A 14639-nucleotide genomic window follows, 5' to 3' on the forward strand; every position below is an offset into this window, starting at 1 on the left:
CCCGTTACGGAGCGCCTGAATGGTAGAAGATTTGATCAGCAAACTTGATTCAATGACTGATAAACGCCGAGTTGTATTGTTGTTTTCGACGGAAGATGAATCAACTGTTCAAGAACAGATTCTGCCGAAATTACCTGAACAGCAATGGGATATTGAGCTCAGCAGCTTTGAGTTGGAGCAGTCATGTCAATTTGATGATGATCAGCTGGTCATCAGCTATCTGAATGATGAGTTGCTGCGTAAGTTGATGCTAAAGGCACGTGAGCAGAAATGGACGATTGGGCTGTTACCGCATCCCGAGATGAAACATGCCCGCTATGGTTTTGGGATTGCCGCCAATTTTGACGATGCACTTAGCGATATTGTGAATAACGATGCTTCGCAACTGGATTTGTTGCTTTGTAATGAAAGACCGGTGTTCAACTCTGTGATTGTAGGGCAGACCTTTACTTTGGTCCCTGGCGAAGCAATGGTAGAAGCATTCTTGGTGAGGGTAAGACGCTTCTGGCGATTGATGCGTAGTCTCAAAGAGGTGCGTTTTACACCGTTCACTATTACCACTCAGAAAGAAAAAGTGATTGAAACAGCAGCCTTTGGCGTGGTGGCAGTTGAGCATGGCCGAAGCTCAGTATTGTCCCGCCGTTTTATGCCCGATTCCAATGCCAATGATGGCATGCTGCATGCACTGGTGTTGGCGCCAAGAAGTGTCTTTGAAATGCTCAGGTTTCTGTTTGCCTCTTTGTTTATGCGAACTATCTGGAGCCGAAATAACCCGGCGTTTGTCGGCTTTATTAAAAGTAGCCAGCTTACGTTGGAAACCAATAAACCCATCCAATACAGTCATGATGAGATGGTCTCCGAGGCACAGCAACTGCAGTTCAAAGTAGAGCGGCGGACTATTCGGTTGATACCCGGCAGGCTACTGGCGTTATCGGAAAGTGGTGGGGATCAGAAAGAAGTTATTCGCACCCAGGCATTGCCGTTGGGCAAAGCGCGTAATGAACTGGTCAGTTATCCATTGCCATGGATGCATCATGCTGCGCCGGAAGAGTTCAAAGATTTATTTATGATGATGCGCGAAAGCGCAAAGGCTACTCCAGCCTATTTAACGTTGATGGTGTTATCCACTTTGCTGGCGGCTTTTGGCCTGTTTGCCAATTCTATTCCAGTCGTTATCGGTGCGATGATTCTGGCCCCATTGATGGGCCCGATTATTTCTATGTCATTAGGCACCCTGCGCCAGGATGAAAATCTGATGATCGATAGTGGTCGCAGTATCGCTATTGGCACCGGGCTCGCCTTACTTTGTGCCATGCTGATTGCCTGGTTTATACCGTTGAATCATATCAATAGTGAAATCGCCGCACGAATCAGTCCGACCTTGCTGGATTTAGGTGTGGCCGTGGTTTCGGGAATTGCCGGTGCCTATGCTCATGCGCGTGCTGAAGTGGCTAAAAGTCTTGCCGGTGTCGCTATTGCTGTAGCCCTGGTGCCACCGCTGGCGGTTGCTGGTATTGGCTTGGGTTGGTTCGACTTGACCGTGTTTTTTGGTGCTTTCCTGTTATATCTGACGAACCTTGTTGGCATTATTCTGGCAGCGTTAATCACCTTTATGATTCTGGGTTACAGTCCATTTCATCGAGCGAAACGTGGTTTGATGCTGACGCTGGTGATGGTGGCTATTCTGGCGGTTCCGCTGGCTTTCGGTTTTGAGCGGATGGTGGCCGAAAATAATGTGTTACGTCAGTTGGATGGCCAGGAAATAGCAGGTGTCAAACTGGTGGATGTCAATGTGAGACCACGTGATCCAGTGATAATCAGCTTGACCATGGTGTCAAAAACCCCAGTGGATCATGCCGTGATGGATGAAGTAAAACAGGAAATTGAACGCCGTTTACAACAACCAGTGGTGTTGGAAATTGCTGTCAGGGTGGTTCGATAAATAATAGCTCAGACACAGATTTCTGTGTCTGAGCTTTCCGTCATCAAGGCTTACGAAAACGTAAGGTCATTCGATCACTTTCACCAATGGCCTGATATTTCGTTTTATCTGTTTCATTATCTACGCGCAGGTTGGGTGGCAAGGTCCAGACACCATTGGGATGATCCGCCGTATCTGCCGGATTCGCGTTGATTTCAGACTTTTCTTCCAGTTCAAAGCCAGCATTTTCAGCCAGTGAAATCACATATTCTTCAGTGAGATAACCACTTTTCTTCATCACAGCAAGCGGCGTTCCCGGTTTGGCCCGATGGTCAGTCACACCCAGAATACCGCCGGATTTTAATGCTGTGAAAATGGCATTAAAGGCCTGGTCGGCAAAATCACCCTGCACCCAGTTATGAACGTTGCGAAAGGTTAAAACAGCATCCAGACTTTGTGGATCAGCAAATTGCCAATCGCTTTCCGGGCCAAATTCGGTGACAACTACTTCGTCATATAGCTCTGGAGAGGCTTTTAGCCAGGTATTGTATTCCTGGCGAAGATTTTGTCTGTAAGCCGATTGTGTGTCCGCAGGAAAACCGGCTGCAATCAATTTTCCCTTACCATGTTTTAACCATGGGGCAAGGATCTCAGTATACCAGCCACGTCCTGGCCATATTTCAGCAACATGCATATCAGCGGTGATGCCGAAGAACATCAAGGTGGCTGAAGGATGGCGAAACATATCACGTTGCTTATTGGCTTCTGACCGTGAAGGACTGTCAATTGTTTTCTCTAATAACGCCTCTGCCATAACAGGTTGACCAAGTGGCAGTAAACACAATAATAATAAAGAAGAAAAAATACGCTGCAAACTCATAGAAATTTTCCTTTTTAAATTTAAGTTAATACGTAACTAACAGACTGCATGATACGCTCATGGTTGCAACACCCCTTTAAGAACGAGATTGATTTGTCTTCTGGCAGCTTAGCGGGTAGTTTTAAGGGAATATCGCAAAGTAACAGACGAATATTCCTTGTCTGACTCTAGCTGAGTGTCCGGATATAACGCATTGTGAAGAAACCATAAAACGCCTATGTCAGATAAAAATGAAAAACTTAAGATTGCTCTGTTAAATATCCATGGTCTTATTCGTGGTCATGATCTCGAACTTGGTCGAGATGCCGATACTGGCGGTCAGACACTGTATGTGCTTGAGCTGGCTCAGGCTTTGTCTGAGCAGGAAAAGGTCGGTGAAGTTTTACTAATTACCCGACGAGTCGAGGATGATGAGGTTTCGCCTGATTATGCCCAGCCTATTGAAGAGCTCAACGAAAAATTACGTATCATAAGAATTGATGCCGGGCCTGAAGAATATCTGGCTAAAGAACAAATATGGGAATATCTCGATACCTTTGCCGATAATCTGGTGGATTTTTTCCGTAGACAGGCGTTTTTACCAGACATTTTGCATAGTCATTATGCTGATTCCGGACTGGTTGCCTCGCATATTGCCAATCAGCTGGGAATACCACTAATCCATACCGGCCATTCACTGGGACGAGTCAAACGCAGAAGATTGCTGGCCAGTGGCGTGGATATCGATCAATTAGAACAACAGTACAAGATGAACCAGCGAATTGAGGCAGAAGAAATTACGCTGGCTACCGCAGAGCGGGTGATCACTAGTACGCATCAGGAAATTGAAGAGCAGTATGAGCTTTATGATCACTATCAGCCGGCTCAAATGCGTATCGTGCCGCCCGGTACTAATGTTCAGCAATTCACTCCACCAAAGGGAGATGAACTGCAAAGCGAGTTATTTAAACGCATTACCAAACATCTGGATGAACCGGAAAAACCGATGATTCTGGCATTGTCGCGGCCAGATAAGCGTAAAAATATTGTCAGTCTGATTGAGGCTTATGGGCAGTCAGAACAATTACAGCAACATGCCAATATTCTGGTGATTGCTGGTAATCGTGATGATATTGATGATCTGGAACGAGGGGCACAGGAAGTATTTCATGAGCTTCTGGTGGCGATTGATCGTTATGATCTCTACGGCAAAGTCACTATTCCTAAACATCATCGTCGTGATGAAGTACCTCTGATTTATCGCATAGCAGCCGCAACCAAAGGGGTATTTGTTAACCCGGCCCTGACAGAGCCTTTTGGACTGACATTGATTGAAGCAGCTGCCAGCGGCTTGCCGATTGTTGCCACCGAAGATGGTGGCCCCAGAGATATCATGGCGAATTGTCTGAATGGCGAATTAATTGACCCACTGGAAATTTCCAGTATCAGTACTGCGATAGAGAAACTATTACTTGACGATAAATACTGGGAACAGTGTCAGCAAAATGGCCTGAAAGGCGTCACTGAACATTATTCCTGGGAAGCACATGCAAAACGCTACCTGGAAATCATTGAACCGATTGCTGCACGCACTGAAAAATTACTGCGCTTGCCAGTTGAACGTCGTGAAATGGGACGCGATGAAAGAGCACTGGTCACCGATCTGGATTTGAATCTGATTGGTGATGATGAATCCTTGCAGGCATTGCTTGGTCTGCTGCGGGATAATCGTAAAAGTACCAAATTTGTTATTGCTACCGGCCGGCGCTTGGACCAGGCGTTAAAACTGATGAAAAAACATCGTATTCCCGAGCCGGATATTCTGATTACCAGTAGTGGCAGCGAAATTTATTATGCACCAAAACTAACACCGGATACGGCCTGGACCAAACATATTGACCATTTGTGGTTACCTCATCGGGTGACTAAATTGCTTGATGATATTCCAGGGCTGGAACGACAGCCCAAGTCAGAACAGAGTCAGTTCAAGCTAAGTTATTACATCAATCCCGAACAGATAGATGTTGAGGCCGTGAAATCATTGTTACACCGAGAAGAGTTATCGGTACATGTTCAACTCGCCTTTGGTCAGTATCTGGATATTCTGCCGCTCAGAGCATCAAAAGGTATGGCGTTGAGGTTTGTTGCAGATCGCTGGCAAATGCCGCTTGAACGTATCTGTGTGGCCGGTGGAAGTGGTGCCGATGAGGATATGATGCGTGGCAACACACTGGCTGTTGTTGTAGCAAACAGGCATCATGAAGAACTGTCACAGCTGGAAGATTTTTCACATATCTATTTTGCCCATAAGCCTTATGCTGCAGGCATTATGGAAGCGATTGAATATTATAATTTTTTTGAAACCACCTCTGAACAAGCAACAGGTTCAAATTAAATGAGTGCAAGATTATTACTCTGTACCGATATGGATCGCACTGTCATACCGAACGGAATGCAGGCTGAACATCCCAATGCACGCAGGCGATTCCGAAAGTTCTGTCAAACGGAAAATGTTTGTCTGGTATATGTGACGGGCCGCCATCGTCAATTGGTTGAAAAAGCTATCCGTACCTATAGCCTGCCACAACCGGATTACATTATCAGCGATGTGGGAACTAAAATATTTCAATACAAAGATAAACGGTGGCAGGAAGTAAAGAGCTGGTGTGATGAAATTGCCAAAGACTGGAACGGTCAATCACATTCTGATTTGAAGGCCTTGCTGAGTGATATCAAAGATCTGCAATTGCAGGAGTTCAGTAAGCAAAACACCCACAAACTGAGTTTTTATCTGCCGCTTTATCTCAATAAGGATGAGGTCATTGCACAAGTGCATAACCATCTGCAAAAAAATGGAATCAACGCTTCAGTAATGTGGAGTATTGATGAGCTGACCAATGTTGGTTTACTGGATGTGTTACCGGAACATGCCACCAAACTGCACGCCATCGAATTTTTGCAAAGCCGTTTGGGGTATCAGGATACCGAGGTGGTTTTTGCTGGTGACAGTGGTAATGATATGCCGGTTTTAGCCAGCCCGATACAATCGGTGGTGGTCAATAACGCCTCAGATGAAATCAAAGCCATGGCACAGCAATTAGTCGCTGAAAATGGTCACCCACAGTCGCTTTATATTGCTGTTGATCCTGGGCCGTTGGGCATGAATGGCAATTACAGTGCAGGGGTATTACAAGGTGTTTGGCATTATGCTGAAGGATTCAGAAACCAACTTGAATCAGGAGACAATACATGAGCCAGCAGTCCGCGCTAGCCATATTTGGCGAGGTATTATTTGATTGCTTTCCGGATGGCGAGCGAAAGCTGGGCGGAGCACCTTTTAATGTCGCCTGGCATTTACAAGCCTTTGGGGATCATCCGGTTTTCATCTCCAGAGTTGGCAATGACGAATCCGGTCAGCAGATCCGCAATGCGATGGAAAATTGGCAGCTTTCTACTGAAGGGCTGCAAACAGATAATGAACATCGCACGGGCGAGGTTCAGGTCTCTTTGCAGGGCAGCGAGCCTTCATACGATATCAGAGCTGACCGGGCTTATGATTTTATACAAACAGCAGAGCTGCCAGGCCTGCGTAATGATGCCATTGTTTATCATGGTTCTCTGGCATTAAGAAATTCAGTGTCGAAAGATGCTTTTGATTTTCTGACACGTCCCAAATCCGTCTCGGTTTTTATGGATGTGAATTTACGCACACCGTGGTGGAGCAAGGAAGATATATACAAATGTCTGGAACGTGCGAAGTGGTGCAAGCTGAATCATTTGGAATTGAATGAACTGGGCTTTAATTCAGCGGATTTGCAGCAGGATATGACCCGGATGCAAACCCATTTTCAATTGGAACAACTGATCGTGACACGGGGAGAGGAAGGAGGTATCGTGCGCTGCAACGATGGAACCTTTTATGAACAGAAACGGGTTGCTGCTGAGCAGCTGGTTGATACTGTGGGTGCAGGAGACGCTTTCAGTGCAATGTATATTCACGGGTTGTTAGCCGGTTGGCCAGTACAGAAAATTTTATTGAATGCCCAGCATTTTGCCAGCAAAGTGATAGGATTACGGGGAGCGGTCAGCGAGGATCCTGCTTTTTATTCTGAGTTCACATAACCACACCCCCAGAATTATCCGACTCTTTAATCAGGAAATTACATGTACGAACAGCAATCTCATTCACTTCTGAATGCCATCCTGAATCAGATTGAACCAGAGTTTTCCAAACATGATCTGCGTTATTTCTACACGCGGCTGGGTGCCAACTTCTACGCCATTCATTCGTTATTTGAAAGGCTGTATGGCAAACGCCCGGACTTTGCCGAACAGGCCCAGCGTCTTGTTGAGACACTTGCCAGACAATATATCGATCGGTCTGAAGAATTACGTGCTAAGGATATAGAGCGGGAACAGGATTACAACTGGTTTCTCAGTCAGAAGTGGGTTGGCATGGCGCTGTATTGCAATGGGTTTGCCAAAAATCTGCAAGGCATGCGTGAACATCTGCATTATTTTCAGGATTTGGGTATTAATCTGGTACATGTCATGCCCATCATGAAATGCCCTGAAGGGAAAAGTGATGGTGGATACGCTGTCAGTAATTTCCGTGAAATTGATCCCCGTGCCGGAGACCTCAACGATCTGCGTGGTTTGGCTGGTGATCTCCGTCAACGTGATATGTTGCTGGTGATGGATGTGGTGTTAAATCACACTTCTGACCAGCACGAGTGGGCACAGAAAGCACGTGATGGTTATTCGCCTTATCGCGATTATTTTTATACTTTTGAAAACCGTCACGTCCCGGATATGTTTGAGCAGAGCATGCCCGAAGTGTTTCCGGAAACAGCTCCAGGTAATTTCACCTGGAACAAGGAAATGCAACGCTGGGTGATGACGGTATTTAACGAATACCAGTGGGATCTGAACTACAGTAACCCCACTGTATTCATTGAAATGCTCGATATTATCCTGTTTTGGGCCAACCAGGGTGCCGATATTGTGCGGCTGGATGCAGTGGCATTTTTATGGAAAAAGATCGGCAGTACCTGTCAGAACGAACGCGAAGCCCATCTGATTCTGCAGCTAATGAAAGACTGCTGTCAGGTAACAGCGCCGGGTGTACTGTTTATTGCTGAGGCCATTGTTGCTCCCGTCGAAGTGACTAAATATTTTGGCGAAGATGCGGTCATCGCTAAAGAATGTGAAATTGCCTATAACGCCACATTTATGGCGTTGTTATGGGATGCAGTGGCCACCAAAAATGCCCGATTGCTGAATCAGGGAATAAAAAGTCTTCCGGTAAAACTGGAGCGCGCTACCTGGTTAAATTACATACGCTGTCACGACGATATCGGTCTGGGGTTTGATGATAAAGACATAGAGCTGGCAGGTTACGAGCCACGTGAACACAGACGCTTTTTGATCGACTATTTCACCGGACAATATGCTGATTCACACGCCAGAGGTGTACCATTTGGTCAGAATGATAAAACCGGTGATGCCCGTATTTCCGGCTCTCTGGCCTCGCTGGTGGGTTTGCAATATGCCATTGATATCGGAGATGAGCAGGCTATTGATGATGCGATACGCATCATCGTGTTATTGCATAGCATGATTCTGTCATTTGGTGGCTTGCCGTTACTTTATTATGGCGATGAAATTGGTACGACCAATGATGAAAGTTATCGTGATGATCCAGTCAAAATGGATGATTCACGCTGGGTACATCGACCATTTATTGACTGGAAAAAAGCTGAACAGCGAAATGTACCGGGTACAGTTGAATATCTGATTTTCAGCCAGTTGAAGACACTCATTGCGGTGCATAAAGAACTGGATGCATTTGCTGATTTTAATAATCGGGATTTGGTCGAGGTAGATAATCCGCACTTGTTTGTTTTTGAGCGTTACCATCTGCAAAAACCTGCCGATCGGGTCTTGGTGATTGCGAATTTCGATAAACAATCTCAGCGTCTGGATTTGGACCAGTTACCGAGATGGTCACAATCCTATCAGGGGCATCTGGTGGATGCTATTACCGGACAAAGTCCCGAGAAGTTTGGCAATACAGTGGTCATCCCGCGGTTTGGTTGTTACTGGTTAACCGAAGTCTGAATAACTTGAGGGTCTGTTGATTTTTCATAGTCGTCACTGAAAGATCAATAGAACCTATAACTTACAGTTATCATCCTGACAGGACTTATCACCGAATAATCGGGCAATCGGATGACGAAACCGGGCGAAAAACAGATAGGCTAAATCTGCAAACCAGCGAATGACCGGCCAGCGTAATATCTGCAACCAGCGATGATGACCTACAAGGCCCCAGGCTTTAGCCGTCACATCCAGCCCGGTAATGATTTGCCCATTTGCCAATTGACCATGCAATCTTTTATCGGCGCTAACGACATCAATGTAGGGATAACGATAAACAAAGTCAGTGGCGTGAATATCTTCAAAATGCAGTCGTTGTCGCGTATCAAATTGTTTTAATAAAGCAATTTCTCTAGTGCACAAAGGGCACTGACCATCAAAGAATACCGTCAATTGATGCATTTTGTGTTCTCTACTGAAAGTGGTTGTCATTCTGACGTTCTCAACGCTACTTAGTTCTGAAACATCGAACCTATATCTCTCTTTGCAGTCTCTGAACTGTCAGCTTTTCACCCCAATGGAGTTTTGAAACCCTATGACCACAGGAATATTTTGGTTCACCAATGATCTGCGACTGCATGATCAGCCTGCATTATGGAAAATGCAGTCGGTTGATAAACTTATCTGTGTGTTTTGTCTGGACCCACAGTGGTTCAGACCTAATGGGTTGAATGCCAAGGCGATGGGGGAGCGTCGTTTACAGTTTTTAGTCGAGTCGCTAAAGGATCTGCAGCAACAGCTTCAGCATGTCGGACAAGTACTGATTATCAAACAACAAACCCCGCACCTGGCGCTGACAGAATTAATCAATAAATATAACGTCGATATTATTGCCCGTAGCCAGCATGCAGGTGTTTATGAAAATCGTCACTGGAAGCTGTTACAAAAACAATTTCCGGATCGTGAATTCGTGACAGAACCCAGTCACACATTATTTTCTGCTGATGATTTACCCTTCCAACTTAATCAACTACCAACATCATTTACCCAGTTTCGTAAACAAGTCGAAGATTTAGCGCTGCCCAGGCCTATGTCGATTCCTCAGCAATTGCCACCAACGCCAGGACCAATTGCGGTTGATGAGATTCCCCAGCCGGTATTTCAACCCTCAAAATTTACTGGAGGGGAAACGGCTGCACTGAAACATATCAATGATTATTTCTCCAAGGACCTGCCAGCCAGTTACAAAACTGTGCGAAATGAACTGGACGGCTGGACCAATTCAACCAAATTTTCTCCCTGGTTGGCGTTAGGCTGTCTTTCTGTAAGACATCTGGCTTCCCGGCTCAAAAACTATGAACAGACTAAGGTCTGTAATGATTCGACTTACTGGATTTACTTTGAATTACTGTGGCGGGAATACTTTCAATGGTATGCCCATCGTTATGGCGCCAGATTATTTCGCTTTGACGGAATAAAAAACACTAAAAGCCGACGTTGCTATTACCCGGAACGTTATCAGAAATGGTGTAACGGTAATACACCATATCCGCTGGTCAATGCCTGTATGAAACAACTTAATGCTTCAGGTTATATGTCCAATCGGGGACGGCAGATCGTTGCCAGCTGTTTTGTTCATGAGTTGAATCTGGATTGGCGCTTTGGCGCCGCTTATTTTGAGCAGCAATTAATTGACTATGATGTCGCTGCCAATTGGGGCAATTGGCAATATATTGCTGGAGTAGGGGCTGATCCTCGAGGTGGACGGCAATTTAATATTGAAAAACAAACCCGGCAATACGATCCAGATGGTGAATTTATCCGTCATTGGCAGGGAGACATTGATATTATCCCGCTGGATTCAGTTGATGCGGCTGACTGGCCAATCATGCCTCCTCCCAAAAAATGACCCGTCAATTAATCAATGTCGTCTGGTTTAAACGTGATTTACGTTTATCCGACCATGCAGCGCTTAATGCTGCATGTGAACAGAATTTACCCACTTTATTGTTATATATTGTGGAACCCTCGCTGGTGGATGATGCGCATTACAGCCTGCGCCATTGGCGATTTGTCTGGCAGTCATTACAACAGTTGGATCAGCAGCTGATAGTAAACAAAGCCAGTGTGGTGGTGATAGAGGGGGAAGCGCCAGCTGTCTTTGAACAATTACAGCAGTATTATCAGATTGATACGGTTTTCAGTCATCAGGAAATAGGTCTGAACATCACCTATGAGCGAGATAAAATTCTCCATAAAAAGTTTAAACATCAACAAATTAGCTGGAATCAATTTCCACAAGGTGCGGTCATTCGTGCCGCAAACAGTCGTGAGGACTGGGATAAACATTGGCAACAGGTCATGCGGCAATCCGTGCCGGAAAGTAATTGGCAACAGGCTGACTTTATTACCGAGGTGCAGATGACACCATTCACGCCTCCGGTCGAATGGCAGCAAACGGATATGCTTTTTCAATATGGTGGCGAATTGACCGCGCAAAAAGTGTTGGCTGAATTTTTTGCCAAGCGTGGCAAACTTTATAACCGACAGATTTCCAGTCCGGATCTGAGTCGGCAATCCTGCTCCAGAATGTCACCGTATCTTGCCTGGGGCAATATCAGCCTGCGACAGGTCTATCAACAGTTACTGGAGCACTGGAATGACCCCGGCTGGCGAAGAGCCTTGGCAGCACTCTCTTCAAGGTTGCACTGGCATTGTCATTTTATGCAGAAATTTGAAAGTGAAACGGAAATGGAATTTCGGCCGGTAAACCAGGGTTATCAATCTTTCCCCTGGCGAGAGGATAAGCAATCGGGAGTTGATTTGATAGCCTGGCAAAATGGTAAAACCGGTTATCCGCTGGTCGACGCCAGCATGCGTTGTCTGAACGCAACCGGCTATATCAATTTTCGAATGCGCGACATTTTGGTCAGTTTTTTATGTCATCAGCTGCATATTGACTGGCGGCGCGGAACCTATCATCTGGCCCGGGTGTTTCTGGATTTTGAGCCGGGTATTCATTATCCACAACTACAAATGCAGGCAGGGGTTACGGGCACCAACACCATTCGTATTTATAATCCAACCAAGCAAGCTGAAGAACAGGACCCCGAGGGTAAGTTTATCCGTGAATGGTTACCCGAACTCTGCGATTTACCTAATGAAATTATTCACCGACCATGGGAAATCACACCTATGGAGGAAATGATGTTAAATTTTCAGTTGGGGAGAGATTACCCGTATCCCATTGTTGATATCAAAGATACCTCAAAACAAAGCCGGGATCGTTTATGGTCATGGCGTAAACGTGACGATGTGCAACGTGAAAATCAACGTATACTGCGTCGCCATGTACGATTGACCCGTCGTTAACAGATTCGAATTGCCAGCGAACGGTTTCACCCCTGATAATAACGCTATAAATTCCTCAATATTTTTTCCGGAGAACATATGACACTTGCCTTTGCTGCGGTGATTTTTGGTTTGATTTTATTAGTATGGAGTGCTGATCGATTTATTGATGGTGCCGCAGTTTCTGCCCGCTACTTCGGTATGCCGCCGTTACTAATCGGCATGGTGATAGTCGGTTTCGGTACTTCAGCACCGGAAATGGTGGTCTCTGCATTGGCCGCAACGCAAGGCAATCCTGGCCTCGCTCTGGGCAATGCTTATGGTTCAAACATTACCAATATTGCGTTAATTCTGGGTCTGACCGCAGTACTCAGTCCGATTGCAGTGCATTCACAAGTGTTGCGCATAGAGTTGCCGATTCTAATCGCAGTGACCGCCTTGGCTGCCTGGCAGTTAGCTGATGGTTCATTGTCGCGTCTGGATGCCGGAGTGTTGATTTTGGTGTTCTTTATGTTGATGGGCTGGACCATTTATCAGGGCATGAAGAAATCACCAGATGCATTCGGTACCGAAATGGAAGCTGAATTCAATACAGAATCAATGAGCTTGAAAAAAGCATTGATTTGGTTATTTATCGGTCTGATTTTTTTGATTATCAGTTCACGAATTTTGGTCTGGGGCGCAGTAGAAATTGCCGTAGCGTTTGGTGTCAGTGATTTGATTATTGGTTTGACCATCGTGGCCATCGGAACATCATTACCCGAGCTGGCCTCATCACTGATTGCTGTAAAAAAGGCGAGCATGATATTGCGCTGGGTAATGTTATTGGCTCAAACCTGTTTAATACCCTGGCTGTAGTGGGTATCGCAGGATTGATTCATCCTTTTGGTGTTCCAGCAGAAATACTTACACGGGATATTGCCGTTATGGCTGGTCTGACCATAGCGATATTTATCTTTGGCTTTGGTTTTCGCGGAAGACAAGGGCGTATCAATCGCGTTGAAGGTAGTGCGTTAATGCTGGTGTTTGTCGCTTATACAGCCTATCTCGTCAGCACGATTGTGACTTAAGCGAAAATTAACAGCAGTTTAAATGGCTATGAATAATGGTGGCCTGAGGTCTTCTCAGGTCACCATATTTTTTATATTTGGGCTCCACATTCTCAATACTGATTACTATCTTATTTATCGTCATTTCCTATGATTATCTGTCTCTCTCGACAACCAAATAATATTGTGACTTGCATCACATAAATATTTATAAGATACTTCCGCTCTTAAGTGTTTGATTACTAAGGATTGGGTATGAAGACGGGGCTGGGCGAGGTAGACGATCAATGTCTGCAAGTCGTATTGGACATAATCAGCGATGGTGTGTGGGACTGGCATGCAAATACCGGATACGTTTATCGTAGTCCTGGTTGGTTCAGAATGTTGGGGTATAACGCCGCCACTCTTCCTGCCAGCGTAGCATCCTGGGAGCAAAATCTGCACCCAGAAGATCATCAGCGTGTATTAGCCCACTTCGATAACTACATACATAATCATAGCAGTTCATACCAGATTGAATACCGACTGAAAAAGGCTGATAACAGTTATTTGTGGGTAGAAGACCGTGCCAGAATTATCGAATGGAATGAAGATGGTTCTGTTGCAAGAATGATTGGCGCCCATCGGGATATCAATGAACGAAAACTCAACCTGGATCGGCTGGCGCAACAAAATCATTCTCTGGAAGACCTGGTCGAAGAACGTACTCACCAGTTGATTCAAACCAACGCTGAACTGGAAAGCAAGATTGCCGAAGTTCAACGCCTCGCTGAAACAGACACACTTACGGGTGTAGCCAACCGATATCGTTTGGAAAAAACATTGGAGCTGGAAGTCGAGCGGGCTGAGCGTTTCAAGCAACCACTCTCAATAATTGCCCTCGATATCGATGATTTTAAAATCGTAAATGATGAGTTTGGCCATGCCAATGGAGACATGGTGTTGGTTCAGATGAGTCGTTTATTAAAAAAGAATATTCGCGAAATCGATTTGCTGGCACGCTGGGGCGGTGATGAGTTTATGATTTTGTTACCGAATACTGGCCTCGAAGCAGCAGCGCATACCGCTGAAAAATTAAGACAATTGATCATGGATGCCAAATTGGATAAACGCGCTACCATTACCACCAGTTTCGGGGTAGCGCAGCTGCGTCAGGGAGAATCAGCTATGCGCTTGTCGATCCGCGCCGACAATGCACTTTATCAATCTAAAGACTCTGGTAAAAACCGTATCAGTTCTTAATCTGCATCATTGCTGGAGAGGTGCTTTTTCTTCAACAAGCCATGAATAATAGATCAGCAACGCTCCGGCATAATGCTTTTCCAACCACGCTGCCGGGCTATATTTTCTTAATACTATG

Annotated in this window: 10 protein-coding genes and 1 pseudogene; 9 read left to right on the forward strand and 2 right to left on the reverse strand. The window is 45.5% G+C overall.

Going from position 1 to position 14639, the window contains the following annotated elements; translation table 11 throughout:
• Positions 1-19 precede the first annotated feature (19 nt).
• On the forward strand, positions 20-1942 hold the full coding sequence (locus AC08OG_RS06815) for a TIGR00341 family protein (RefSeq protein WP_292355859.1): 1923 nt from the start codon (positions 20-22) through the stop codon (positions 1940-1942).
• 43 nt (positions 1943-1985) lie between these two features.
• Here the strand turns inward: AC08OG_RS06815 and AC08OG_RS06820 are convergent, their stop codons facing one another.
• On the reverse strand, positions 1986-2801 hold the full coding sequence (locus AC08OG_RS06820; RefSeq protein WP_482930416.1) for a class I SAM-dependent methyltransferase: 816 nt from the start codon (positions 2799-2801) through the stop codon (positions 1986-1988).
• A gap of 217 nt (positions 2802-3018) precedes the next feature.
• On the opposite strand from AC08OG_RS06820, the gene AC08OG_RS06825 reads away from it, so the two are divergent.
• The 4 genes from AC08OG_RS06825 to AC08OG_RS06840 are packed head-to-tail and all read left to right on the forward strand — an operon-like array spanning position 3019 to position 8900.
• Positions 3019-5175 carry an HAD-IIB family hydrolase gene (locus AC08OG_RS06825; RefSeq protein WP_482930417.1) on the forward strand — a complete coding sequence of 719 codons (2157 nt, stop codon included), beginning with the start codon at positions 3019-3021 and terminating at the stop codon, positions 5173-5175.
• Positions 5176-6033, forward strand: coding sequence for an HAD-IIB family hydrolase (locus AC08OG_RS06830; RefSeq protein ID WP_292403337.1), 858 nt, complete (start codon positions 5176-5178; stop codon positions 6031-6033). It begins immediately after the preceding gene.
• Positions 6030-6902 carry a PfkB family carbohydrate kinase gene (locus AC08OG_RS06835; RefSeq protein ID WP_482930418.1) on the forward strand — a complete coding sequence of 291 codons (873 nt, stop codon included), beginning with the start codon at positions 6030-6032 and terminating at the stop codon, positions 6900-6902. Before AC08OG_RS06830 ends, AC08OG_RS06835 begins: the two co-directional genes overlap by 4 nt.
• Before the next feature lie 42 nt (positions 6903-6944).
• Positions 6945-8900, forward strand: a complete 1956-nt coding sequence (locus tag AC08OG_RS06840; protein WP_292355847.1) for an alpha-amylase family glycosyl hydrolase — start codon at positions 6945-6947, stop codon at positions 8898-8900.
• Positions 8901-8954: 54 nt separating this feature from the next.
• Here AC08OG_RS06840 and AC08OG_RS06845 read toward each other — a convergent pair whose 3' ends face one another.
• Complete coding sequence (locus AC08OG_RS06845) at positions 8955-9371, reverse strand: thiol-disulfide oxidoreductase DCC family protein (protein WP_292355845.1); 417 nt, start codon at positions 9369-9371, stop codon at positions 8955-8957.
• 103 nt (positions 9372-9474) lie between these two features.
• Here AC08OG_RS06845 and AC08OG_RS06850 point away from each other — a divergent pair, with 103 nt between their 5' ends.
• From AC08OG_RS06850 to AC08OG_RS06865, 4 genes and pseudogenes are all read left to right on the forward strand, one after another.
• Positions 9475-10788, forward strand: coding sequence for a DASH family cryptochrome (locus AC08OG_RS06850; RefSeq protein ID WP_482930419.1), 1314 nt, complete (start codon positions 9475-9477; stop codon positions 10786-10788).
• Positions 10785-12251: a cryptochrome/deoxyribodipyrimidine photo-lyase family protein gene (locus tag AC08OG_RS06855; RefSeq protein ID WP_482930420.1), complete on the forward strand. Its 1467-nt coding sequence runs from the start codon at positions 10785-10787 to the stop codon at positions 12249-12251. Before AC08OG_RS06850 ends, AC08OG_RS06855 begins: the two co-directional genes overlap by 4 nt.
• A 78-nt stretch (positions 12252-12329) precedes the next feature.
• Positions 12330-13300 (forward strand): annotated as a pseudogene (locus AC08OG_RS06860) (calcium/sodium antiporter).
• A gap of 234 nt (positions 13301-13534) precedes the next feature.
• Positions 13535-14521, forward strand: a complete 987-nt coding sequence (locus tag AC08OG_RS06865; protein WP_482930421.1) for a sensor domain-containing diguanylate cyclase — start codon at positions 13535-13537, stop codon at positions 14519-14521.
• Positions 14522-14639 lie beyond the last annotated feature (118 nt).

The sequence above is a fragment of the Methylophaga sp. F7 genome, from assembly GCF_056863975.1.